This is a genomic window from Escherichia sp. 10290, from assembly GCF_030295155.1.
GTDB lineage: Bacteria > Pseudomonadota > Gammaproteobacteria > Enterobacterales > Enterobacteriaceae > Escherichia > Escherichia coli_F.
In genome coordinates this window covers 5,357,475-5,381,588 of record NZ_AP025741.1, presented here as the reverse complement: position 1 = coordinate 5,381,588, position 24,114 = coordinate 5,357,475, and the positions used below count along the sequence as shown (strand labels likewise).

The following is a 24,114-nucleotide window of genomic DNA, read 5'->3' as shown; positions in this document are numbered from 1 at the left end:
TCAATGAGTCAACAAGGAGGAAATGGCTTCCCGGGTCCACTGGCCGTTAACCAAGCGCAGCAGGTTTAATGGATTACTGTCCTGCAGCGCAGGCGGTAATAGTGCAGCGGGTGCATTTTGCAGGCATACCGGGCGCAGAAAACGAGTAATGGCCAGCGTGCCTACGGACGTGCCGCGCGCGTCGGTGGTTGCCGGGAACGGACCACCGTGTACCATGGCATCGCAAACCTCGACGCCGGTGGGATAGCCATTGAACAATACGCGTCCGGCTTTATCAGCCAACAATGGCAATAAACGACCAGCCAGTTGCCGGTCATCCTCATCCGCCTGAAGTGTGGCAGTAAGTTGCCCTTGCAGAGCGTTAATTACCTGCAACAACTCCGCTTCATCAGCGGCTTCAACCACAATCGCGAGCGGCCCGAACACTTCCTCCTGCAACAGAGGATCTTTTTCAAGTATGTTTGCCGCCTGAGCCTGATAGAGACGAGTTTCTGCTCGTCCGGCTTGATGATTATCGTCCCCCGCCAAACACCGAATAGTCGGATGTTCTGCCAGTTTCTCCACGCTGTGGCGATAGTGCTCAAGCGTGGAGGCGTTTAGCATGAGTTGCGGTGTGGCGGCATTCACTTTCTCAACCAGTTGCTGTAAAAAGTCCGCGTTTTTCTCCCCTTTCAGCAACACAATCAGGCCTGGTTTAGTGCAGAACTGTCCACATCCCAACGTGAACGACGCGACTAAATCGCGGGCCAGCGTATCGGCACGTACTGATAGCGCCTGCGGCAGAATGAAAAAGGGATTGAGAGCCGACATTTCGGCAAAAACCGGTATCGGCTGTGGACGCTGTTGGGCCAAACGAAAGAGCGCCATGCCACCACGTAATGAGCCGGTAAAACCCACCGCCTGAATTGCGGGATGTTTCACCAGTTCAGCACCGATATCAGTACCGAAAATCATATTGAATACGCCTGCGGGCATGGCGCATTTAGTCACGGCACGAGCGATCGCTGATGCGATAATTTCTGCCGTTGCCATATGCCCAGGATGCGCTTTCACAACTACCGGGCATCCTGCAGCCAGTGCCGCTGCTGTATCACCACCGGCGATAGAAAAAGCGAGTGGAAAGTTGCTGGCACCAAATACCGCCACCGGCCCGAGAGCCGTTTTATACTGGCGCAAATCCGGTCGAGGCAGAGGCTGACGCTCCGGCAACGCAGTATCAATTCTTACCTCAAACAGATCGCCCCGACGTAATAACCCGGCAAACATGCGCATCTGCCCGCTGGTTCTTGCCCGCTCTCCCTGTAAACGCGCCAGGGGTAACGCTGTCTCCTGATGTGCCGTAGCGAACAGTTCGTCGCCTGCTGCATCAAGTTCATCGGCGATGGTTTCTAAAAAATCGGCACGTTGCCCGGCATTGGTCAGTGAATAGCACACAAAAGCCTGCTGCGCCGCAATAGCCGCCTGCTCGGCCTCCTCCACGGAGGCCGGGTAAAAACGTTGCCCGGTAGGTTCGCCATCCTGCGCTCGCAGGCTGACCAGCGACGGTTCACCGCTGGCAACACGTTGCCCGGCGATGAACTGTTGCCCGGTGAAAGGGAAAGTTTCAGTCATAATCTCTCCCCCACCTCAAAGGCCCACGTCCGGCAGCGCAGGGCGAGTCGCCAGCGATTTCTCAACGATCGCCACAACCTGGGCACGCGTTTCGCCTTCCAGCGCCAGACGCGGCGGGCGAGTAACCTCACTGCCACGCCCCAACAGGGCTTCACACAGCTTGATACACTGCACCAGGTCAGGGCGCGCATCGAGATGTAGCAGTGGCATAAACCAGCGATAGAGCGCCATAGCCTCGGCAAAACGCTGTTGTTTTGCCAAACGGAACAACGTCTCACCTTCGCGTGGGAAGGCGTTTGACATCCCGGAAATCCAGCCTTCAGCGCCCACCGCAATGCTCTCAACCACGACATCGTCCAGCCCGGCAAACAGCACAAAGCGATCGCCTACCGCATTGCGAAGATCGATAAAGCGCCGGGTATCACCAGAGGAATCTTTAAAGCAGACGATATTTTCGCAATCAGCTAGTGTTTCCAGGATATCAGGGGTGACATCGTTTTTATAAATCGGAGGGTTGTTATAGACCATGATCGGCAGGTCGGTCGCCATTGCCACACTGCGGAAGTGCGCTGCAGTTTCATGAGGCTTAGATGAGTAAACCAAAGCAGGCATCACCATAACGCCATCAACACCGACCTTCTCGGCCTCTTTTGCCATCGTCCGGGCAAAGGCAGTGGTGAACTCAGCAACCCCGGCAATCACCGGAATTTTTCCGCCAGCAGCATCTTTCGCTACTTCGATGATTTGCAGTTTTTCCTGAGTGGTAAGTGACGTGTTTTCTCCAACGCTGCCGCACACTACCAGGCCAGAAACCCCATCTTTAACCAAGTTTTTCATCACCGCATGTGTGGCATCCAAATCAAGTGAGTAATCACTACGGAACTGAGTGCTAACCGCCGGAAAAACGCCACTCCAGTTAATCGCTTTATTGCTCATCTTTGGTTTCCTTATTGTCAATCTGTTGCGTCAATGTGAATTAAAAGTGAATCTTCATTAACAGATTGACCTCTCCTTGCGCTGGCGGCTTGTCGATTTTCTTTCCCCAGGATGACGAAATTAGCACAATGCCCAGTTGTGATTTGTCGTGTTACCCCATCAACGTCATCCGAAAATCACGCGGAGTTGAGCCTGTCATCGCCTTAAATTGACGGCTGAACGCACTATGGTCGGTATAACCGCACTGCAAAGCGATATCGGTAATCGGCGTAGTTCCGGCAAGTAACTCGGTGGCCTTTTCCAGTCGAACTTTGTGGATCATCTGGCGAGGCGTCAGGTGAAAAATCCGCTTACAGTAGCGTTCAATTTGCGCCACAGACATTCCGCTCATTTCAGTCAACTCTTCCATAGAGATCGCACGGTAGTAGTGATTGCGAATGTGCTCATCGATGATCGCCAGGCGTTGCCAGGCTGGATGACGCGCATGTGCTTCCTGGAGATCATGTGAGATCCCCGCCATTCCGATCACACGCCCCTGCATATCGCGCAGTGCCAGTTTCTGCGTCAGACACCAGCCGCGTTCGCGACCGTTATAGAGATGCATCTCTAGTTGATCACGTAACGCAACCCCTTCGCGTAGCACACGCAGATCCTGTTCGGTATATCCTCGTCCCAATGCAGAAGGGAAAACATCTGCCGATGTCTTCCCCAGTAGCGATGTCACATTTTTAAACCCGCAGCGTCGCGCCAACGTCATATTGACTAACAGATAACGGGCCTGCATATCCTTAATAAAAAACACCACATTAGGAATGGCGTTGAGAAGTGGCGCAATCAGCGCCAGTGCATTTAACAACGCCTGAATATTTTGTGGACGCTGCCGCGCCAGCCCCTCGCAAATCTGACTAAGTTCATCAACGGCCAGCGCAGTTTCTTCACAAGGGGAAAACTCAAAAGTCTGATGACATATGCTGGACATAGTTGTTCCTCATAGCGATTGAGGATGAATGTTTATTAACCTTTGATTAACATGACAAGTACTGAAAGTGCATTTTGCGATCCTTCCGTGTATTTCCACTTTCCGTTGCTCTCACTACTGACGAACGCTTGTTCCTGGTCTAACACATCACTAACAAAATGATTAATATTAAAAAAACATGACCACTCCTGGTGTCGCGAAATAATTCACTGTGCTGATTTCGTCATTTCCCTTGCAGAAACCCTTCAAGCGATAAAGTTGCAATTACGCCAGCATTTAGAAACATTTTGTTAACCACATGGAGCCAGAGCATGCATGTTCCTCACCAAATCACTGAACTCAGGGCTATCGACTCCCATACCGGAGGCGAGCCGACCCGGTTGATTATTGATGGCTTTCCCGATCTCGGTAGCGGCAGCATGGCCGAACGGCGCGAACGTTTTACCCGGGAATTTGACTGTTGGCGCAAAGCCATAATTCTTGAGCCACGCGGCAACGACGTGCTGGTCGGCGCGCTACTGTGTGAGCCGCTTTCCCCTCATGCCACGGCGGGTGTCATCTTTTTCAATAATGCCGGATACCTGAATATGTGTGGGCACGGCACTATCGGGCTTGTTGCCTCACTGGCCTGGTTGGGTCGTATTAAACCGGGCGTTCATCGCATTGAAACCCCTGTCGGAGATGTAAACGCCACATTGCATGATGATGGCAGTGTGTCAGTTGAAAATGTTCCGGCCTGGCGCTGGCAAAAACAGGTAAGTGTGGAAACAGCGGTGGGTACAGTTACAGGAGATATCGCCTGGGGTGGTAACTGGTTTTTTCTTATTAATGATCATCCATTTGATATTGTGCCGGAACAAATCCCGCAGTTAACTGAATACGCCTGGGCGGTACGGGAAGGGCTCGATAATGCGGGGATCGTCGGTGAAAACGGTGGCATTATCGATCATATCGAACTTTTTGCCGATGACGATCAGGCGGATAGCCGTAGCTTCGTCCTTTGCCCAGGTAAAGCGTGGGATCGTTCTCCCTGTGGCACAGGCACCAGCGCCAAGCTGGCCTGTCTGGCAGAAGACGGAAAACTCGCCCCCGGCGATAGCTGGCGCCAGGCCAGTATTATTGGTAGCCAGTTTACGGCTCACTATACCCGCCATGGCGAGAAGATTATCCCCACCATTCGTGGAGAAGCCTGGGTATGCGGCGACAATCGCCTGCTCCTTAATCCGGACGATCCCTTCTGCTGGGGGATTAGCCTGTGAACAGCACGGAGGTCATTGTCATCGGCGCAGGCATCATCGGGGCCTCCTGCGCATGGCAACTGGCAAAACGTGGTGTGAGAGTCACGCTAATTGACAACGGCCGAGCCGGAGCGACAGCTGCAGGAATGGGGCATCTGGTCTGTATGGATGATGATCCCGCAGAACTGACGCTCTCTGCCTGGTCGCTGGAACTGTGGCGCACGTTGACGCCTCAGTTACCGGAAAGCTGTGCCTGGTGCGGCTGTGGCACATTGTGGCTGGCGGAAACACCAGAAGAACTGGAAATTGCCCGAGAGAAGCAGCGACGTCTGGCATCGCATGAGGTCAACAGCGAAATGCAAAGCGCTGCACAATTGGCTGAGCGGGAAGTTATGCTACGCCCGGGGTTATCCGGCGGGTTATGGGTGCCGGGCGATGGCATCGTCTACGCCCCAAACGTTGCCCGTTGGTTTATTGCCAATGCAGGCGATAAGCTGACACATCTGGTTGATCCGGCCATTCGTCTGGAAGAACCTACAGTGACATTACAGAGCGGTCGCCAATTACGCGCCGATGCGATCGTCGTCGCCTGTGGTCTGGGGGCCAATACGTTACTGGGGGAGCCATGGCTGCGCGCGAAGAAAGGCCAACTGGCGATTACCGATCGCTATGGTCCACTAGTCAATCACCAACTGGTTGAACTTGGCTACGGCGCCAGTGCTCACGGCAGCGGCACGTCAGTGGCCTTTAATGTGCAGCCTCGTCCCACCGGACAACTGCTGATTGGCTCTTCACGTCAGTTCGATAACGAGGATCGCGAACTGGACCTTCCACTCCTGGCCGCGATGCTGTCCAGAGCGCAACACTTTCTGCCGTCTCTGGCAACGCTCAATATTATTCGTTGCTGGAGCGGTTTTCGCGCCGCCTCGCAGGATGGTAATCCCCTTCTCGGCCCGCATCCTTCCCGTGCTGGCGTCTGGCTGGCTCTTGGTCATGAAGGGCTTGGAGTGACTACTGCCCCCGCCAGCGCGTCGCTGTTAGTCGCACAGTTGCTGGGTGAACGCAGCCTCGTATCTCCTGCCCCCTGGCTACCCGCAAGACTTATCTCCCTGGAGGCCAGCGCATGAGTGGCACCATTAGAATTTTTATTGCCGGACAGCCCTGGTTTGTCCCGACGGGTATTAGCGTAGCGGCGGCACTGGCCTTAACTGATAACCCCATTACGCGCCTTTCGGTGAGCGGGCAACCACGTACGCCCTTCTGCGGCATGGGCGTTTGCCAGGAGTGTCGGGTGAGCGTTAATGGTCGTCGGGTACCCGGTTGTCAGACCCTTTGCCAGCCAGACATGCAGATTGAAAGGAGCGGATATGCAGACCTTACAGTGTGACATTTTAATTCTCGGTGCAGGCCCGGCGGGGCTATCAGCGGCTCTGGCCGCAGCAAAGTGCGATAAGCAGGTCATCATCCTTGATGATAATCCGCTTCCTGGCGGTCAAATCTGGCGCGATGGTCCACAAAGTCAGCTTCCTCCACTGGCCCGCCATTACCGTGATGCCGTTGCCAACGAATCGCGGATTCGTGTGCTCAACGGAGCGAGGTTAATCGCCCGCCGCAGCGAAAATTGTGTACTGTTCGAAACTGCAGAAGACTACGGCACAGTAAGCTGGAATAAGCTGATTCTCTGCTGCGGCGCACGTGAACTTGCATTACCGTTTCCAGGCTGGACGCTGCCCGGTGTCAGTGGCGCGGGTGGGCTACAGGCACAAATGAAACAGGGGCTGCACATGGCAAATCAAAAAGTGGTTATTGCCGGAAGTGGGCCACTATTACTGGCCGTTGCTGACACCGTTCGCCGTGCCGGAGGCGAAGTGGTGGCGATTGTGGAACAAGCCCCACGCGCAGCGCTATTGCGCTTTGGCTTCGGACTATGGCGTTGGCCGGGTAAGCTGCGCCAACTGGCGACACTATTTCCTCGTCGTTATCTCAGTGCAAGCCAGGTTATCGCTGCACACGGCGACGCCACATTGCGTGCTGTCACCCTCCGACACAATGGTAGGGAAATCACACTGCCATGCGACAAATTAGCTATTGGCTATGGTCTAGTGCCTAATCTTGAACCTGGGTTGTTCTTCAGTTGTGCCATCAGCAATGATGCCGTGCAGGTGGATGAACTGCAGCGAACCTCGGTTAAAAACATCTATGCAGCCGGTGAATGTACTGGATTTGGTGGCAGTGAACTGGCGCTGATAGAAGGTGAAATAGCCGGACTTTGTGCGGCCGATCGCGCCCATGAAACAAAGTTTCTGCAACAAAAACGCACCAGGTGGCAGCGCTTCGCCCTCGCGCTTCATAAAACCTTTGCCCTGCCCGAAAGTCTCAAGCGCGTTGCGACACCAGAAACGCTGCTTTGCCGCTGCGAAGACATTCGCTGTGGCGATGTAGAGCAAGCACAAAGCTGGCTGCAGGCCAAATTAACGACCCGCTGCGGCATGGGAGCCTGTCAGGGGAGAACCTGCGCCGCTACCGCACGATGGTTGTACGGCTGGCCATTACTGGAACCGCGAGCCCCCCTTTCCCCCTCTCGCAGCGAAACGTTAATTGCCCTGGCGCAACAACCACCTTCGCCACATTAAATCCCTGATAATAATTTGGCGTTAAGGGCTTATCTGGTCTGGTAAATCTTACAAATTCAATATATTGCAGAATCTATCCAGGCCAGATAAGCGTAGCGCAGCTGGCAATTATTGAGCCGTAAACGAGGAATCTACCCAGAAAAAATTTCGTGATCTCAATCACATATTAGCTCGATGAATAATTCTTGCCCAACCGCTCACCGCCATTCCTGACCGCTTACGTCCCAAATATAACCACTCAGTTATTTACCTTACTTTACGCGCGCGTAACTCTGGCAACATCACTGCAGGATAGCGGTCAATTTACCTCCTCAAACGCAACGCAAACCTAGAACGGCTTCGGCCAACTATTAATCAATACATGCCAGGTTTTACTATGGATACTAAAAAGATATTCAAGCACATACCCTGGGTGATTCTTGGAATCATCGGTGCATTCTGCCTCGCGGTAGTTGCATTACGTCGGGGGGAGCACGTCAGCGCCCTGTGGATCGTGGTCGCCTCTGTGTCAGTGTATCTGGTGGCTTATCGCTACTACAGTCTGTACATCGCCCAGAAAGTGATGAAACTCGACCCCACGCGCGCGACGCCTGCGGTTATTAACAACGACGGTCTGAACTATGTTCCGACCAACCGTTACGTGTTGTTTGGTCACCACTTCGCTGCTATCGCCGGTGCGGGTCCGCTGGTTGGTCCGGTTCTCGCCGCGCAGATGGGTTACCTGCCTGGCACACTGTGGCTGCTGGCGGGGGTAGTGCTGGCCGGTGCGGTACAGGACTTTATGGTGCTGTTTATCTCTTCTCGCCGTAACGGCGCATCTCTCGGTGAGATGATCAAAGAAGAGATGGGGCCAGTACCGGGGACTATCGCGCTGTTTGGCTGTTTCTTAATCATGATCATCATCCTCGCCGTTCTGGCGCTGATTGTGGTTAAAGCCCTGGCCGAAAGTCCGTGGGGTGTCTTCACCGTTTGCTCAACCGTACCAATTGCGCTGTTTATGGGTATCTACATGCGCTTTATCCGTCCTGGGCGTGTAGGTGAAGTCTCTGTTATTGGTATCGTGCTGCTGGTTGCCTCTATCTACTTCGGTGGCGTAATTGCTCACGATCCGTACTGGGGTCCGGCACTGACCTTTAAAGACACCACCATTACCTTCGCACTGATTGGCTATGCGTTTGTTTCCGCACTGCTGCCGGTGTGGCTGATCCTCGCACCGCGCGACTATCTGGCAACCTTCCTGAAAATCGGCGTTATCGTCGGCCTGGCGCTGGGTATCGTGGTGCTGAACCCGGAACTGAAAATGCCTGCGATGACCCAGTACATTGACGGTACTGGCCCGCTGTGGAAAGGCGCTCTGTTCCCGTTCCTGTTCATCACCATCGCCTGTGGTGCGGTATCTGGCTTCCACGCGCTGATCTCTTCCGGTACGACGCCGAAACTGCTGGCTAACGAAACCGACGCGCGTTTCATTGGCTACGGCGCAATGCTGATGGAGTCCTTCGTGGCGATTATGGCGCTGGTTGCTGCGTCCATCATCGAACCGGGTCTTTACTTCGCGATGAATACCCCGCCTGCGGGCCTTGGCATCACCATGCCTAACCTGCATGAAATGGGTGGCGAGAACGCGCCGATCATCATGGCACAACTGAAAGACGTTACCGCACACGCGGCAGCGACTGTCAGCTCCTGGGGCTTCGTGATTTCGCCAGAGCAGATCCTGCAAACCGCGAAAGACATTGGTGAGCCTTCTGTCCTGAACCGTGCAGGTGGTGCGCCGACGCTGGCGGTAGGTATCGCTCACGTGTTCCACAAAGTGCTGCCGATGGCTGACATGGGCTTCTGGTATCACTTCGGCATTCTGTTCGAAGCCCTGTTCATCCTGACCGCGCTGGATGCGGGTACCCGTTCTGGCCGCTTTATGCTGCAAGACCTGCTGGGTAACTTCATCCCGTTCCTGAAAAAAACCGACTCTCTGGTTGCCGGTATCATCGGTACTGCGGGCTGTGTGGGTCTGTGGGGCTACCTGCTGTATCAGGGCGTGGTCGATCCGCTGGGCGGCGTTAAGAGCCTGTGGCCGCTGTTCGGTATCTCCAACCAGATGCTGGCAGCCGTAGCGCTGGTACTGGGCACCGTTGTGCTGATTAAGATGAAGCGCACCCAATACATCTGGGTGACTGTTGTTCCGGCTGTATGGCTGCTTATCTGCACCACCTGGGCGCTGGGCCTGAAACTGTTCAGCACCAACCCGCAGATGGAAGGCTTCTTCTACATGGCAAGCCAGTACAAAGAGAAGATTGCTAACGGTACTGACCTGACGGCACAGCAGATTGCCAACATGAACCACATCGTTGTGAACAACTACACCAACGCAGGCCTGAGTATTCTGTTCCTGATTGTGGTGTACAGCATCATCTTCTACGGTTTCAAAACCTGGCTGAAGGTGCGTAACAGCGACAAACGTACTGACAAAGAAACACCGTACGTTCCAATCCCGGAAGGCGGCGTGAAGATTTCTTCGCACCACTAACCGGTTGCCGGATGCGCTGCGCGTATCCGGCCTACAAAGTGTCTATCGTAGGCCGGATAAGGCGTTTACGCCGCATCCGGCAAATCCCCGGCCCGGACCTTCCGGGCTTTACGCATATCTGGAAGGCAAAATGTTTGGTAACTTAGGACAGGCAAAAAAATATCTCGGCCAGGCGGCAAAGATGTTGATTGGCATTCCAGACTACGACAACTACGTCGAGCATATGAAGACCAACCATCCCGACCAGCCGTACATGAGCTATGAAGAATTCTTCCGCGAACGCCAGAACGCGCGCTACGGCGGCGATGGTAAAGGCGGTATGCGCTGTTGTTAATGGAGAGAGCATGAACCCGATTGCAGTTACCCTACTCACCGGTTTTTTAGGCGCAGGCAAAACCACCCTGCTGCGCCATATTCTTAATGAACAGCACGGCTACAAAATTGCCGTGATTGAAAACGAATTCGGCGAAGTCTCCGTTGATGATCAACTGATTGGCGACCGCGCCACGCAGATCAAAACGCTGACCAACGGCTGCATCTGTTGTTCGCGCTCCAACGAGCTGGAGGACGCGCTACTCGACCTGCTGGACAATCTCGACAAGGGCAATATTCAGTTCGATCGTCTGGTTATTGAATGCACCGGCATGGCCGATCCCGGCCCGATTATTCAGACCTTTTTCTCCCATGAGATTTTATGCCAGCGCTACCTGCTGGACGGCGTGATTGCGCTGGTGGATGCGGTACATGCCGATGAGCAGATGAACCAGTTCACCATCGCCCAGTCACAGGTTGGCTACGCCGACCGTATTCTGCTGACCAAAACCGACGTCGCAGGCGAAGCAGAAAAACTGCGTGAACGCCTGGCGCGCATCAACGCCCGCGCACCGGTCTACACCGTCACCCACGGCAACATCGATCTGGGCCTGCTGTTCAACACCAACGGTTTTATGCTGGAAGAAAACGTTGTCAGCACCAAACCGCGTTTCCACTTTATCGCGGATAAACAAAACGATATTTCGTCGATTGTGGTAGAACTGGATTATCCGGTAGATATCAGCGAAGTTTCCCGCGTGATGGAAAACCTGCTGCTGGAATCGGCAGATAAACTGCTGCGTTACAAAGGGATGCTGTGGATTGACGGCGAACCTAATCGCCTGCTGTTCCAGGGCGTCCAGCGCCTCTACAGCGCCGACTGGGACCGCCCGTGGGGCGATGAAAAACCGCATAGCACAATGGTGTTTATCGGGATTCAGCTGCCGGAGGATGAGATTCGGGCAGCGTTTGCGGGGTTGAGGAAGTAATTTTAGATGATGGCCGCCATGTGGCGGCCTGAATTATTTTTTATTCTGATCGCGCAGCATCGCTTCACGTAAAATTGCGTTCAGGCGAGTTTGATAGCCTTTACCTGGTCGCTTCAACCATTCCATCACATCAGCATCAATACGCACCGAAGCCTGAGTTTTCAATGGCCGATAAAACTTACCGCGTTCTGCGTTAGACCATTGCTCATCGCTGGAAGGTGGGATATCACTGTAATCAATATCTTCGTCGGATTTATTCGCCAGCGCCTTCAGTTCGGCCTCATGCTGCACATCGAGTGAAGAGGAGGTCCCTCGTTTATGTTTAACCATGCTCATAGCGGCTCCGTTCGTTGTGGCTCATCAAACACTAACACCGCATCTTCAAAGCGGATGCCATGTTTCACCCGATTACTTTTGGCCTTGTTTGCATCCCATTCAAACTCCATTGGCATAGTTGCCATCCCCAATTGTATATACAAAAATGTATCTACAATCATTCTGCAATTATAGCGTTGATGTTGGAAATAGCATCACGTTTTGGATAATCAACCATGAAATTGACAATGAGTGAGTTGGACTTGATTCATCCAATAGAATTTCTCGCCTGACATGGCACACTAAACACCTCGCTGTCGTTAAGGGATTACCGTGAAAAACTACAAAGTTATTACTCCGCTTTTTCCTACCTATGCGCAAGTTAAGGCTATGATGAAAGCCGTCTCAGGCTATTCCCTGAAAGCGGTACGCAATATGATTACCGCCATTCACGAGCAAACCGGTACGCCGCAAAAACCCGTTGACTGGTCGGAACCTGACCTGTGGATCAGCGAACGCTTAACGGGTGAAGATGCCGACATCGCCCGTCGTATTTGGGATACCGATAATCACATATTGAACCCGCGCCACAGCTACGGCTGCTACTTATTTCTCAACTATCCTCAGTTTGAGCTGATGGAAAGCACGCCAGATGATACCTGGCAGCCCACCTCGCGCGGGCAAAAATTCCTGCAAGATGACGAAAAAACGCTGCGTTCACTGGACGACCAGGAAGGCATTCTGCAACTGCTTGAGCTGCTGGCTGGCCGGGAAATGTCGCGCCGCGCCGATTTATTGCCGGAATGGCAGGCCTTTTTGCATCAGCATTCGAAATTCGCGTCAGCAAGTTCAGTGAAAAGCACGCTCTACTCCCGTCTCTATAACCTTATCGACCGTGACATGGTTAACCGTGAAGGCATGAGCTATCGCATCACCGATACCGGGCGCGCCTGGCTTGGAAAAGCGTTGCCTGCACGAAAAAGCGATCCGCGTAAAGAGCTGTTGGAAGCGGTAAAACGCTATAACGAACAGCAAAAAGAGCTGCTGCGCGAACAAATCAGCACGATGAACCCGTACAAATTTGAGCAACTGGTTGGTCAATTACTGGAAGCAATGGGCTACGAACAGGTTGAAGTGACCAAAGCCTCAGGCGACAAAGGTGTGGACGTGATTGGTCAGGTGCAGGTCGGCATCACCACTATTACCGAAGTGGTGCAGGTCAAAAGAATGCTGAACACTATCACTCGCCCGTATATCGACCAGTTGCGTGGGGCGTTGCCTTACCACAAAGCCATTCGCGGTACGCTCATCACCACCGGGAAATTTGCGGCGAAATGTGCAGAAGCGGCGCTCTTTCCGGGTGCCGCGCCCATTACGCTTATCGACGGCGATCGTTTACTGGAACTGTTAATCGAAAATAACGTCGGCATTCGCCGCAGCAATGCAGTGGAATTGCTGGATGTAGATTTGCAGTTGTTTGATGAGCTGGAGATGGATTAAAGGGCGAAATCCGCCGCCTCAACCATTACAATAGCGACCCAATTTATCTGAACAGAGTTCATCATGGCCAAAGCACCAACTAAAAAAGCCAAAGCAAAAAAAGGCTTTGAAGAAACATTATGGGATACCGCAAACCAGCTTCGCGGTAGCGTTGAATCCTCCGAATACAAGCACGTGGTGTTGAGCCTCGTGTTCCTGAAATTCATCAGCGATAAGTTTGAAGCACGCCGCAAAAAAATGATTGCCGATGGGCAAGCAGACTTCCTTGAGATGGAAGTGTTCTACCAGCAGGACAACATTTTCTACCTGCCGGAAGAGGCGCGCTGGTCATTTATCAAACAAAATGCCAAACAGGACGATATTGCGGTCCGTATTGACACCGCCCTCTCGACCATTGAGAAACGTAACCCAACGCTGAAAGGCGCGCTGCCAGACAACTACTTCAGCCGTCAGAATCTGGAAACCAAAAAACTGGCGTCACTGATTGATACCATCGACAACATCGAAACGCTGGCACACGAAACTGACGTTGAAACGTTATCGAAAGAAGACCTGGTCGGACGCGTTTACGAATACTTCCTCGGTAAGTTTGCCGCAACTGAAGGCAAAGGCGGTGGTGAGTTCTACACGCCTAAATGTGTGGTTACGCTGTTAACTGAAATGCTCGAACCCTTTCAGGGCAAAATTTATGACCCGTGCTGCGGCTCGGCAGGGATGTTCGTGCAGTCGGTGAAGTTTGTCGAGAGCCATCAGGGTAAAAGTCGTGATATCGCGCTGTATGGTCAGGAACTGACAGCCACGACGTATAAACTGGCAAAAATGAACCTCGCTATTCGCGGTCTTTCAGCTAACCTCGGCGAACGACCGGCAAACACTTTCTTTAGCGACCAGCACCCGGACCTGAAAGCTGACTACATTCTGGCGAACCCGCCGTTCAACCTGAAAGACTGGCGCAATGAAGCCGAATTAACCAAAGACCCACGTTTTGCTGGGTATCGTATGCCGCCAACCGGTAACGCCAACTACGGCTGGATTTTGCATATGCTCTCCAAGCTGTCGGCTAACGGCACAGCAGGTTTTGTACTGGCAAACGGTTCGATGAGTTCTAACACCAGCGGCGAAGGCGAGATCCGTGCACAGATGATCGAAAATGATCTGATCGACTGCATGATCGCCCTACCTGGACAGTTGTTTTACACCACGCAGATCCCGGTGTGTTTATGGTTTATGACCAAATCGAAGGCTGCCGACCCGGCCAAAGGTTATCGTGATCGTCAGGGCGAGACGCTGTTTATTGATGCGCGTAACCTCGGCACCATGATTAGCCGCACAACTAAAGAGTTAACAGCGGAAGATATTGCCACAATCGCCGATACTTACCATGCCTGGCGCAGCACGCCGGAAGAACTGGCTGCACGGATTGCGCGTGGTGACAGCAAGCTGGAAAAATATGAAGACCAGGCTGGCTTCTGCAAAGTTGCGACCCTGCAAGACATTAAAGATAACGGCTACGTTCTGACACCGGGCCGCTATGTAGGTGCAGCTGAGCAGGAAGAGGACGGCGTGGCATTTGAGACCAAAATGCGTGAATTGTCGAAGACGTTGTTTGAGCAGATGAAGCAGGCGGAAGAACTGGATCGTGCGATTCGCCAGAATCTGGAGGCGCTGGGTTATGGGGAGTAAGTGGGAAACAGTTAGACTTGGTGATTTAACAAAGTGGTCATCAGGTGGAACACCTAATAAATCGGAGGATTCATATTGGAATGGTACTATTCCGTGGATTAGCGCGTCCTCTATGGAAGGTCATTTATATAGCGATTCAAAGCTAAAAATAACTGAAGATGGCTTAATAAATGGCTCTCGACTCGCCCCTGCTAATAGCATTCTTCTTTTAGTAAGAGGCAGTATTCTTCATCAAAAAATTCAAGTAGGTTTGGCTACAAAGGCTGTTGCATTTAATCAAGATGTAAAATGTCTCATAGTCAATAATGATATGATTGATCCTTGGTATCTTTTGCTATGGTTTAAAGCAAAAGAACAAGATCTACTAAAAATAGTAGAAAGCACTGGGATAGGCGCAGGGAAGCTTGACACTAAATTATTAATGGATTACCCAGTTGAAATTCCACCAAAAGAGATTAAAGAATATATCCGTTTTTTGGGGAAAGCGATTTTTGATAAAATAACGCTCAACGAAAATATAAACTATAATTTGGAAAAAATGTCCCAAACCTTGTTCAAATCCTGGTTTGTGGATTTTGATCCGGTGATTGATAACGCTCTGGATGTCGGAAATCAAATCCCGGAAGCCCTGCAAGCTCGTGCCGAATTGCGTCAAAAAGTACGTAATAGTGCAGATTTCAAACCACTTCCGACGGAAATCCGCTCGCTTTTCCCAAGTGAATTTGAAGAAACGGAGTTAGGTTGGGTACCAAAAGGTTGGGAAATTGGAAAACTTCAAGACTTACTTATTTTACAAAGAGGATTTGATCTTCCTTCTACCCAAAGAAATATCGGTTTACACCCAATAATAGCTGCTAGTGGCTATAATGGCACACATGACATCGCAATGGTGAAAGCCCCTGGGATTGTTACTGGCCGCTCTGGTGTATTAGGTAATGTTTTCCTAATCCTTGAAGACTTCTGGCCTCTGAATACAACGTTGTGGGTAAAAGAGCTAAAACATGCTACACCATGTTACGGATATGAGTTACTTAAAATGATAGATTTCTCTTCATTTAATGGCGGTTCAGCTGTTCCAACATTAAACCGTAATCATATTCACAATTTGGATTACTTGCTTCCACCAAGAAATTTAATTGAGAAATTTGAGTTATTTTCTATGTCGTTATATAGACAAGTTCACGAATTCAAAAAACAAGCCCAAACCCTAACAGCCCTCCGCGACACCCTGCTCCCGAAACTCATCTCCGGCGAGCTATCCCTGGAAGATCTTCCGGATCTCAGCACCGATACAGAAGCTGCATAACGCATTTTGCCCCTGTAAAATCAGGGGCTTTCTGGTAAGGTTTTCTACTGATACGGGAATGCTTACCAGAAATTAGCCAGGGTTGGAGCGCGATATGAGTCTCTCTTTCAGTGAAGCAAAATTAGAACAAGCGATCATTGAACTGTTACAGGATCAGGGATATCAACACCTGATCGGCGATAATGTCCCACGTTCAAGTCTCGATCAGGTCATTATCGAAGACGATCTCCGTCATTATTTAGCGGCACGCTACCAGCCTGATGGCATTACTGAAGAAGAGATTCAGCGACTGATCAAACAGTTCACCACGCTCCCCGCTTCCGATCTTTATGAAAGCAACAAAACATTTTGTCGCTGGCTGGCAAATGGTTTTCTGTTCAAACGCGACGATCGGCAACAAAAAGATCTCTATATTGAATTGCTCGACACCCGGCATCTACCTGCCGCACTGCGCCAGATATTTGACGCCGAAGATGTCCCGTTGCAACAGGCGGCGGAACTCCCGCCCTCCTATATTAATCCGCCGCTTAACCGGATTAAGATTGTTAACCAGCTTAAAATCTCCGGTAAAGATAATCAGACTCGTATTCCTGACGGCATTCTCTATATCAACGGTCTGCCACTGGTCGTCTTTGAATTTAAAAGTGCGGTGCGCGAGCAGGATGCCAGTATTGGCGATGCCTGGAAGCAGCTCTGTAAACGCTATCGCCGGGATATTCCGCAACTGTTTATCTACAACGCGCTCTGCATTATTAGCGATGGCGTAAATAACCGGATGGGCAACCTGTTTGCGCCCTATGAATACTTTTACTCATGGCGCAAAGTCACCGGTAATGAAAACCGTGAACAGGACGGAATTCCGTCATTGCACTCAATGATTCAGGGGCTGTTTCATCCGGTACGTCTGCTGGATGTGATTAAAAACTTTATCTGCTTCCCGGATAAAGCCAGGCACGAAGTAAAAATTTGCTGCCGATATCCGCAGTACTATGCCGCCCGCAAACTCTATTACAGCATCAAGCAAGCGCGTAAACCTTTCGGTAGCGGTAAAGGCGGCACCTACTTTGGCGCAACGGGCTGTGGCAAAAGTTACACCATGCAATTTTTAACGCGTCTTTTGATGAAGAGCGTGGAGTTTGCCAGCCCGACCATTGTTTTGATCACCGACCGCACCGATCTGGACGATCAGCTTTCTGCGCAAATGTGCAATGCCAAAAATTACATTGGCGACGACACCATCGTTCCTGTTACCAGCCGTGAAGATTTGCGTAATCAACTGGCGGGACGCAATAGTGGCGGTGTATTCCTGACAACGATCCATAAATTCACCGAAGACACCGAACTCCTTTCTGAACGCAGCAATATCATTTGCATCTCGGACGAAGCACATCGCAGCCAGGTTAACCTCGACCAGAAAGTCATCGTCGATAAAGAAAGCGGAAAAGTGCGCAAAACTTATGGCTTTGCGAAATACCTGCACGATTCACTGCCAAACGCCACCTATGTTGGCTTTACCGGCACACCGATTGACGCGACGCTCGATGTCTTCGGTGAGGTGATCGACAGTTACACCATGACCGAATCCGTTCAGGATGAAATCACTGTACGCATCGTGTACGAAGGCCGTGCGGCTAAAGTGATCCTGGACTCCAGCAAACTGGAAGAAGTCGAAAAGTATTACGAAGAGTGCGCAAACGCAGGCACCAATGAGTGGCAAATCGACGAAAGCAAGAAAGCCACGGCTACCATGAATGCGGTTCTGGGTGATGAAGATCGGTTAAAAGCCCTCGCGGAAGATTTTGCTAAACATTATGAAAAACGCGTAGCCGAAGGTTCCACCGTAAAAGGCAAAGCCATGTTTGTTTGCACCAGCCGTGAAATTGCCTGGGATTTCTACCGCCAGCTTAAAGCTATTCGCCCTGCCTGGTTTGAAGTGAAGCAAGCCCCCGATGGCGTCGTCCTGACGGAACAGGAGCAGAAAGAGTTACCTCCTTCAGAAATGGTGAAGATGGTCATGACGCGCGGTAAAGATGACGACGAGGCGCTTTATGATTTACTGGGCACAAAAGAATATCGTAAAGAGCTGGATAAGCAGTTCAAAAACGCTAAATCGAATTTCAAAATTGCCATTGTCGTTGATATGTGGCTGACCGGTTTCGACGTTCCTGAACTGGATACTATCTATATTGATAAACCCTTACAAAAACATAACCTTATCCAGACCATTTCTCGCGTTAACCGTAAACTGGAAGGCAAAAGTAAAGGGTTAGTGGTGGACTATATCGGCATTAAGAGTCAGATGAACCAGGCACTGGCAATGTATTCCCGCATTGATGCCACCAACTTTGAAGATATTCAGCAATCGGTAATAGAAGTTAAAAACCATCTCGATTTGTTGGGGCAAGTCTTTTACGAATTTGACAGTCGGGATTATTTTAGTGGTGAGCCGCAAGCGCAATTATCCTGCCTCAACCGCGCGGCGGAATTCGTTCTGAGTACCCAGAAAGTTGAACGTCGTTTTATGGGACTGGTTAAACGCATGAAAGCCGCCTACGACGTCTGCTGCGGCAGCGAAGCATTATCACAGACAGAACGTGACTATATTCACTATTATCTTGCTGTTCGTTCAATTGTTTTCAAACTGACGAAAGGTGACGCACCGGATGTTACCCAGATGAATGCACGCGTTCGCGAAATGATTGCAGAAGCGTTAAAAGCTGATGGCGTAGAAGAGATTTATTTTCTTGGCGATAAAAAAGCGGAATCCATCGATATTTTTGACGAAGATTATCTGGCGCGAATTAACAAGATCAAACTTCCGGCAACGAAGATCCAGTTATTACAAAAATTACTGGAAAAAGCAATCAGCGACTTCAAGAAAGTGAACCAGTTGCAAGGGATTAACTTCACCCGCCGCTTCCAGGCGATTATAGATCGTTATAATGAGCGGCGAGAAGATGATGTACTCAACGGTGAAGAATTCGATACATTCAGTCAGGAAATGACCGATATTATCTATGATATTAAAACCGAAATGGGCACCTGGGCCGACTTAGGCATTGATATTGAAGAAAAAGCCTTTTTCGACATTCTTGCTCATATGCGCGATAAATATCAGTTCACCTATGACGATGAAAAAATGCTGTCACTGGCAAAAGAGATGAAAAGCGTGGTTGACAACACATCGAAATATCCTGACTGGAGTAAACGCGATGATATTAAAGCGAAACTGAAAGTTGAACTTATTCTGCTTCTACACAAGCATAAGTTCCCGCCAGTAGCGAATGATGATGTTTATATGGGTGTGCTGGCACAGGCAGAGAATTTTAAAGAACATCATATGAGTGCTTTAAATTACTATGAACGCCGGATACACTTTGTTATCCGGCCATTGTGAATTAACGTTAATTTCTCTTCCAGATATCTCCAGTAACGCTTTTATTATTTTCTATTTTTAGCTGGACTTTCCCTGTATTTACTGATGATATGTCCAGGTATTTAGCGCGGTGCGGATGTGCGCCAACACACCCGCACCGCTAATCACAATCCCTATTTCTAAGGAATAGTAATCATGACTGACACGCATTCTATTGCACAACCGTTCGAAGCAGAAGTCTCCCCGGCAAATAACCGTCAATTAACCGTGAGTTATGCGAGTCGCTACCCGGATTACAGCCGTATTCCCGCCATCACCCTGAAAGGTCAGTGGCTGGAAGCCGCCGGTTTTGCCACCGGCACGGCGGTAGATGTCAAAGTGATGGAAGGCTGTATTGTCCTCACCGCCCAACCACCCGCCCCCGAAGAGAGCGAACTGATGCAGTCGCTGCGCCAGGTGTGCAAACTGTCAGCGCGTAAACAGAAGCAGGTGCAGGAGTTTATTGGGGTGATTGCCGGTAAACAGAAAGTCGCCTGATACATTGACCCGGTAGCGCCAGTGCTACCGGGTATTATTCGCCACGTTATACCAACGCGCTCTCCATCTGTTTTTCAAATGCCTGACGGATTAATCCCATAATGTAAGGAAGTTGTGCGAGGTCGCTGAAACCAATTTCTACATCGCCATTGCCCCAGCGCCCAACATTTGTGACATCTTTGGCAATACCTTTCGGATCGACCAGTTCATGAAACTGCATATTAAGCGACAATCGCAGTCGGCTTTTTTGCGGCACAACATCAACAAAATTCGTTTCCGCTTTAAACGCAATATAGAGCTTCAATACTTCCTGCGTGATCCCTGCGTCCAGGCGCATAACTTCATCGCGAAGATGATCGAATAACACCCGGCTATGCGAACCATCAGCAAGAAAAGGATAATCACTCAGGCTGTAACTGGTTTTGTTCTCCGGCTGCGCCCGATAAACAGCTAAAACCTCTTCAGGAAGAGCAGGCGCTTGCCAGACCTGAACCGCGAGATCGGCCAGACGATCGGCTCGGGCGTGAATGGCAGCTTCATCCCATTTTTCGCACTGTCCAAGACCGATATTCAAATAGAGCGGGCTATGTTTAAAGCCATCTTCAATATCGCGTTTTTCCGCGAAAGGTCTGTCACTGTAGCGGGAGTTATAGCGCGTTAATGTGAGATTCCCCAACGTATGCAACAGTTCTTTATGCACACGCTGCCAGTCGCTTCCCAGCTCTTCACGCCATTTAGCCGACAAATTTTCGTTCTGCGGCATAATGTGCTCAATCGTAAACTCTTCCACGCGCTCTCTGCGTTTATCGTTTTCCAGTCGTCGTAACCAGTAACTGCGACTGCGGAAGTTATAGAGATCGCGAACTTTTAATTCCCGTTTAAATTCATCATCGTTGGGGAAACGACGATATGAAGGTAGATTCAGAAAATGTACCTGAATACTTTCCAGATAATTTTCTTTATTAATAACTTTATAAAAAGTGGCAAACGTCTTGTTAAGAGAATTTGTCGGAATCGCACATACTGCACGGCGGAAAACATAAGATTCAATTGAACGAATTATGCTCAGGAAATCTTCGTGAGACAAATCGCCATTTTTATAGTCATGATAAAGCGCCAGTAAGAAAGGATACGCTACATCGACCTTTAACTCGCGCAAATCCTGAAAAGCCGTAGCAAGCGATTTGTCACTTTCTTTTCCCAATGCCATTGCACAGTAATACTCCGCGTAGATGTGAATATCTTCAACCAGCCGATCTACGCCTTTTTCAGCAACACTCTGGCTACGGGCATGTAGTTTAAATGCCTCATAGACTTCATCTGTCCGAGGGATCTCCCCCGTTTTTACCGTCAGATAATGACGCATAAAACTGTCAAAATATTCGCTGTAACCTTGCTGACCAAAAGCGACTTCCATTGGACGCCAGTGATCTTCATACAACCGGGTTTGATGCTCTGGTTCGAGGCCCATCAGGATAAAATTGCGCACCAGATCGGCCTGACTTAACGCCTTACCGGTGGAGTTCATACTTTCAAAAATCAGTTGCGGATTATCCTGGCCACGATTAAGTGCCACATCGACAATTAATAACTTTGCTAACCCACGACATAAGGGGATCAAGTCATCACCGAGTTTGGCAATTTGCTCATCAAAGAAAGTAAAGTTTTCCATTATTCGATGGGAATAGTTTTCTGGCATTGGTCTTTGTTTTATTAACGCCAGTAGACTGTCTTTATCAGTCTCGGTCAGCAGTAATTTAAAACCTTTCTCGCCGGACTCATAAGGATTGAGCAAATAATAATTACGCAATTTCATTGCCGAAAAGCCATCAAAAACTTCGTCTTCGCCAAGATGGCGCGATAAAGCCTCAATCAGCAACATTGCGGTCGTCAGCCGCTGCTGACCATCAATGACCAGCAACGGAGAAATACCAGAAACCTGATACAACCCCTGCTCAATATAAACAACCGAACCGATAAAATGCGCTGATATATCGTCACGCTTTCCGGCACGAATGATGTCGTCCCAAAGTTGCCGACATTGTTGCCCGGTCCATGAATAGGTGCGTTGATAAATGGGAATAACAAACTGCTGCGAACGTTTTAAAAAATCGAGTAGGCGAGCCTCTGTGGCTTTCATCCTGGCGTCCTTCCGTGAAGCAATAATGACGCAATAATAACCACTTCCTTGTGAAGGTTATAGCGAAATCCGGTTTATCCGCGATGAATTGCCCCCTCACTCCACATCCTCCCTGCGTAACCCAATATCTCTCAACCGCTCATCACTCATCTGCTGTAACACGCGTCGGGTCTGCATTTGCCGCCGCCAACGCCTCACCGCCTGCCAGAGTTGCACCAGGCCGATAAACGGCGCTTTAGCTCTGTTTTCGTGAAATTCCATCTGCTGCCTCCTCATCTTTCAGAGGCTTCATCATCCGCCTTCTGGCAGTTCACAATACAGATGCAAATATTAGTTTTATTTAACATACAGACAGGTTAAAACAACATCTGCATCCGGTTTTTTAGCCTCATCTGTACCGGTTTTTCTCTCTGTATGGTCCAAATAAGGAGTACAGCATGACGCGTTATCAACATCTGGCGACTCTGCTTGCCGAACGGATTGAGCAAGGGCTGTATCGTCACGGGGAGAAATTGCCGTCGGTGCGTAGCTTGAGTCAGGAGCACGGCGTCAGCATCAGCACCGTGCAGCAGGCGTATCAGACGCTGGAAACGATGAAGCTCATCACTCCGCAGCCGCGTTCGGGGTATTTTGTCGCACAACGTAAAGCCCAGCCGCCAGTGCCACCAATGACGCGTCCGGTGCAGCGCCCGGTGGAAATTACCCAGTGGGATCAGGTACTGGATATGCTGGAGGCGCATAGCGACAGTTCCATTGTTCCGTTAAGCAAAAGCACGCCGGATGTCGAAACGCCCAGCCTGAAACCGCTGTGGCGGGAGCTAAGCCGGGTGGTGCAGCATAATCTGCAAACCGTTCTCGGTTATGACTTGTTAGCCGGCCAGCGGGTATTGCGCGAGCAGATTGCCCGCCTGATGCTCGACAGCGGCTCGGTGGTCACCGCCGATGACATCATCATCACCAGCGGCTGCCATAACTCGATGTCGCTGGCGTTAATGGCAGTGTGTAAACCGGGCGATATTGTCGCGGTCGAATCCCCCTGTTATTACGGTTCGATGCAGATGCTGCGCGGCATGGGCGTGAAAGTGATTGAAATCCCAACCGATCCAGAAACTGGCATCAGCGTTGAAGCGCTGGAACTCGCGCTGGAACAGTGGCCGATTAAAGGCATCATTCTGGTGCCAAACTGTAATAATCCGCTGGGATTTATTATGCCGGACGCACGCAAACGGGCCGTTCTCTCTCTCGCTCAGCGTCATGATATTGTGATTTTTGAAGATGATGTCTACGGCGAACTGGCGACGGAGTATCCGCGCCCGCGGACCATTCATTCCTGGGATATCGACGGCCGGGTGCTGCTGTGCAGTTCGTTCAGTAAAAGCATTGCACCAGGCCTGCGCGTGGGCTGGGTCGCGCCGGGACGTTATCACGATAAACTGCTGCATATGAAATATGCCACCAGCAGCTTTAATGTGCCGTCCACGCAAATGGCGGCGGCAACGTTTGTGCTGGAAGGTCATTATCATCGCCATATCCGGCGGATGCGGCAGAATTATCAGCGCAATTTGGCGCTTTATACCTGCTGGATACGGGAATATTTTCCCTGCGAAATCTGTATTACGCGCCCGAAAGGCGGATTTTTACTGTGGATAGAATTGCCTGAAAAGGTCGATATGGTCTGCGTCGCGCGACAGCTGTACCGCATGAAAATCCAGGTGGCGGCAGGCTCGATTTTCTCGGCTTCCGGCAAATACCGTAATTGTCTACGCATCAACTGCGCTTTACCGCTCAGCGAAACCTATCGCGAAGCACTGAAGCAAATTGGCGAGGCCGTGTATCGGGCAATGGAATGAATTCGAAATAGTGGCGAAGCGCCTGATTTCCTCTCACGAATCGCGTGTGACTCGTTTTATCTTTGCAGGGTCATCGTCACGTTCCAGCCTGAATTAAGCAAAGTACGCTTTGTTCATGCCGGATGCGGCGTGAACGCCTTATCCTGCCTACAAACCGCGCAAATTCAATAGATTGTAGAGAA

Annotated in this window: 19 protein-coding genes and 2 pseudogenes; 13 read left to right on the top strand and 8 right to left on the bottom strand. The window is 50.6% G+C overall.

What is annotated here, in order from left to right; genetic code table 11:
- The 3 genes from QUE74_RS26675 to QUE74_RS26665 form a co-directional block, all read right to left on the bottom strand.
- Positions 1-1,611: an aldehyde dehydrogenase (NADP(+)) gene (locus tag QUE74_RS26675; protein ID WP_000140785.1), complete on the bottom strand. Its 1,611-nt coding sequence runs from the start codon at positions 1,609-1,611 to the stop codon at positions 1-3.
- Positions 1,612-1,626: 15 nt separating this feature from the next.
- Positions 1,627-2,547, bottom strand: coding sequence for a dihydrodipicolinate synthase family protein (locus QUE74_RS26670; RefSeq protein WP_000066036.1), 921 nt, complete (start codon positions 2,545-2,547; stop codon positions 1,627-1,629).
- A 151-nt stretch (positions 2,548-2,698) separates the two neighbouring features.
- Complete coding sequence (locus tag QUE74_RS26665) at positions 2,699-3,526, bottom strand: AraC family transcriptional regulator (RefSeq protein WP_000094800.1); 828 nt, start codon at positions 3,524-3,526, stop codon at positions 2,699-2,701.
- Positions 3,527-3,837: 311 nt separating this feature from the next.
- Between QUE74_RS26665 and QUE74_RS26660 the strand changes: the two genes are divergently transcribed.
- The 7 genes from QUE74_RS26660 (at position 3,838) to yjiA (ending at position 11,225) form a co-directional block, all read left to right on the top strand.
- Positions 3,838-4,785 (top strand): 4-hydroxyproline epimerase, encoded by a 948-nt coding sequence (locus QUE74_RS26660; RefSeq protein WP_000558405.1) that lies wholly within the window; start codon positions 3,838-3,840, stop codon positions 4,783-4,785.
- The gene (locus QUE74_RS26655; RefSeq protein ID WP_001089195.1) at positions 4,782-5,891 is read left to right on the top strand and encodes an NAD(P)/FAD-dependent oxidoreductase; all 1,110 of its coding nucleotides are present in this window, start codon (positions 4,782-4,784) and stop codon (positions 5,889-5,891) included. The genes QUE74_RS26660 and QUE74_RS26655 overlap by 4 nt, the downstream gene beginning before the upstream one ends.
- The gene (locus QUE74_RS26650; protein ID WP_000017085.1) at positions 5,888-6,151 is read left to right on the top strand and encodes a (2Fe-2S)-binding protein; all 264 of its coding nucleotides are present in this window, start codon (positions 5,888-5,890) and stop codon (positions 6,149-6,151) included. The genes QUE74_RS26655 and QUE74_RS26650 overlap by 4 nt, the downstream gene beginning before the upstream one ends.
- Positions 6,132-7,397, top strand: a complete 1,266-nt coding sequence (locus QUE74_RS26645; protein WP_001194127.1) for an NAD(P)/FAD-dependent oxidoreductase — start codon at positions 6,132-6,134, stop codon at positions 7,395-7,397. Before QUE74_RS26650 ends, QUE74_RS26645 begins: the two co-directional genes overlap by 20 nt.
- Positions 7,398-7,773: 376 nt before the next feature.
- On the top strand, positions 7,774-9,924 hold the full coding sequence (btsT, locus tag QUE74_RS26640; RefSeq protein ID WP_001314407.1) for a pyruvate/proton symporter BtsT: 2,151 nt from the start codon (positions 7,774-7,776) through the stop codon (positions 9,922-9,924).
- 130 nt (positions 9,925-10,054) lie between these two features.
- A complete protein-coding gene (locus QUE74_RS26635) occupies positions 10,055-10,258 on the top strand; it encodes a YbdD/YjiX family protein (protein ID WP_000467861.1) in 204 nt (67 codons plus the stop codon).
- Positions 10,259-10,268: 10 nt separating this feature from the next.
- The gene (yjiA, locus tag QUE74_RS26630; RefSeq protein WP_001355122.1) at positions 10,269-11,225 is read left to right on the top strand and encodes a GTPase; all 957 of its coding nucleotides are present in this window, start codon (positions 10,269-10,271) and stop codon (positions 11,223-11,225) included.
- 33 nt (positions 11,226-11,258) lie between these two features.
- Here the strand turns inward: yjiA and QUE74_RS26625 are convergent, their stop codons facing one another.
- Entirely contained in the window at positions 11,259-11,561 is a 303-nt protein-coding gene (locus QUE74_RS26625; RefSeq protein WP_000063154.1) for a BrnA antitoxin family protein, read from the bottom strand.
- Positions 11,562-11,575: 14 nt separating this feature from the next.
- A pseudogene (locus QUE74_RS26620) lies at positions 11,576-11,677 on the bottom strand (BrnT family toxin); the annotation flags it as partial.
- 196 nt (positions 11,678-11,873) lie between these two features.
- On the opposite strand from QUE74_RS26620, the gene QUE74_RS26615 reads away from it, so the two are divergent.
- From QUE74_RS26615 to symE, 5 genes are all read left to right on the top strand, one after another.
- On the top strand, positions 11,874-13,040 hold the full coding sequence (locus tag QUE74_RS26615) for a restriction endonuclease (protein WP_000800827.1): 1,167 nt from the start codon (positions 11,874-11,876) through the stop codon (positions 13,038-13,040).
- 63 nt (positions 13,041-13,103) lie between these two features.
- Positions 13,104-14,723: a type I restriction-modification system subunit M gene (locus QUE74_RS26610; protein WP_001029746.1), complete on the top strand. Its 1,620-nt coding sequence runs from the start codon at positions 13,104-13,106 to the stop codon at positions 14,721-14,723.
- Positions 14,713-16,029, top strand: a complete 1,317-nt coding sequence (locus QUE74_RS26605) for a restriction endonuclease subunit S (RefSeq protein ID WP_000535013.1) — start codon at positions 14,713-14,715, stop codon at positions 16,027-16,029. The genes QUE74_RS26610 and QUE74_RS26605 overlap by 11 nt, the downstream gene beginning before the upstream one ends.
- A 94-nt stretch (positions 16,030-16,123) precedes the next feature.
- On the top strand, positions 16,124-19,426 hold the full coding sequence (locus tag QUE74_RS26600; RefSeq protein ID WP_000058878.1) for a type I restriction endonuclease subunit R: 3,303 nt from the start codon (positions 16,124-16,126) through the stop codon (positions 19,424-19,426).
- 174 nt (positions 19,427-19,600) lie between these two features.
- Positions 19,601-19,942, top strand: coding sequence for an endoribonuclease SymE (gene symE, locus QUE74_RS26595; RefSeq protein ID WP_000132619.1), 342 nt, complete (start codon positions 19,601-19,603; stop codon positions 19,940-19,942).
- A gap of 46 nt (positions 19,943-19,988) precedes the next feature.
- On the opposite strand, the gene QUE74_RS26590 is transcribed toward symE, so the two are convergent.
- The 3 genes and pseudogenes from QUE74_RS26590 to QUE74_RS26580 all read right to left on the bottom strand — a co-directional run bounded on the left by QUE74_RS26590 (position 19,989) and on the right by QUE74_RS26580 (position 22,343).
- Positions 19,989-21,152 (bottom strand): GmrSD restriction endonuclease domain-containing protein, encoded by a 1,164-nt coding sequence (locus tag QUE74_RS26590; RefSeq protein WP_100224495.1) that lies wholly within the window; start codon positions 21,150-21,152, stop codon positions 19,989-19,991.
- Between the two features lie 276 nt (positions 21,153-21,428).
- Positions 21,429-22,082: pseudogene (locus tag QUE74_RS26585) on the bottom strand (DUF262 domain-containing protein); the annotation flags it as partial.
- Between the two features lie 96 nt (positions 22,083-22,178).
- Positions 22,179-22,343, bottom strand: a complete 165-nt coding sequence (locus QUE74_RS26580) for a DUF1127 domain-containing protein (protein WP_000394281.1) — start codon at positions 22,341-22,343, stop codon at positions 22,179-22,181.
- Between the two features lie 176 nt (positions 22,344-22,519).
- Here QUE74_RS26580 and QUE74_RS26575 point away from each other — a divergent pair, with 176 nt between their 5' ends.
- Complete coding sequence (locus tag QUE74_RS26575; RefSeq protein ID WP_000199307.1) at positions 22,520-23,932, top strand: aminotransferase-like domain-containing protein; 1,413 nt, start codon at positions 22,520-22,522, stop codon at positions 23,930-23,932.
- The last annotated feature ends 182 nt before the right edge of the window (positions 23,933-24,114 follow it).

Bases quoted from the DNA above. Each gene is read 5' to 3' on its own strand.
- QUE74_RS26675 (WP_000140785.1), bottom strand. From the start codon at position 1,611: ATGACTGAAACTTTCCCTTTCACCGGGCAACAGTTCATCGCCGGGCAA.
- QUE74_RS26670 (WP_000066036.1), bottom strand. From the start codon at position 2,547: ATGAGCAATAAAGCGATTAACTGGAGTGGCGTTTTTCCGGCGGTTAGC.
- QUE74_RS26665 (WP_000094800.1), bottom strand. From the start codon at position 3,526: ATGTCCAGCATATGTCATCAGACTTTTGAGTTTTCCCCTTGTGAAGAA.
- QUE74_RS26660 (WP_000558405.1), top strand. From the start codon at position 3,838: ATGCATGTTCCTCACCAAATCACTGAACTCAGGGCTATCGACTCCCAT.
- QUE74_RS26650 (WP_000017085.1), top strand. From the start codon at position 5,888: ATGAGTGGCACCATTAGAATTTTTATTGCCGGACAGCCCTGGTTTGTC.
- QUE74_RS26645 (WP_001194127.1), top strand. From the start codon at position 6,132: ATGCAGACCTTACAGTGTGACATTTTAATTCTCGGTGCAGGCCCGGCG.
- btsT (WP_001314407.1), top strand. From the start codon at position 7,774: ATGGATACTAAAAAGATATTCAAGCACATACCCTGGGTGATTCTTGGA.
- QUE74_RS26635 (WP_000467861.1), top strand. From the start codon at position 10,055: ATGTTTGGTAACTTAGGACAGGCAAAAAAATATCTCGGCCAGGCGGCA.
- yjiA (WP_001355122.1), top strand. From the start codon at position 10,269: ATGAACCCGATTGCAGTTACCCTACTCACCGGTTTTTTAGGCGCAGGC.
- QUE74_RS26625 (WP_000063154.1), bottom strand. From the start codon at position 11,561: ATGAGCATGGTTAAACATAAACGAGGGACCTCCTCTTCACTCGATGTG.
- QUE74_RS26610 (WP_001029746.1), top strand. From the start codon at position 13,104: ATGGCCAAAGCACCAACTAAAAAAGCCAAAGCAAAAAAAGGCTTTGAA.
- QUE74_RS26605 (WP_000535013.1), top strand. From the start codon at position 14,713: ATGGGGAGTAAGTGGGAAACAGTTAGACTTGGTGATTTAACAAAGTGG.
- QUE74_RS26600 (WP_000058878.1), top strand. From the start codon at position 16,124: ATGAGTCTCTCTTTCAGTGAAGCAAAATTAGAACAAGCGATCATTGAA.
- symE (WP_000132619.1), top strand. From the start codon at position 19,601: ATGACTGACACGCATTCTATTGCACAACCGTTCGAAGCAGAAGTCTCC.
- QUE74_RS26590 (WP_100224495.1), bottom strand. From the start codon at position 21,152: ATGGCATTGGGAAAAGAAAGTGACAAATCGCTTGCTACGGCTTTTCAG.
- QUE74_RS26580 (WP_000394281.1), bottom strand. From the start codon at position 22,343: ATGGAATTTCACGAAAACAGAGCTAAAGCGCCGTTTATCGGCCTGGTG.
- QUE74_RS26575 (WP_000199307.1), top strand. From the start codon at position 22,520: ATGACGCGTTATCAACATCTGGCGACTCTGCTTGCCGAACGGATTGAG.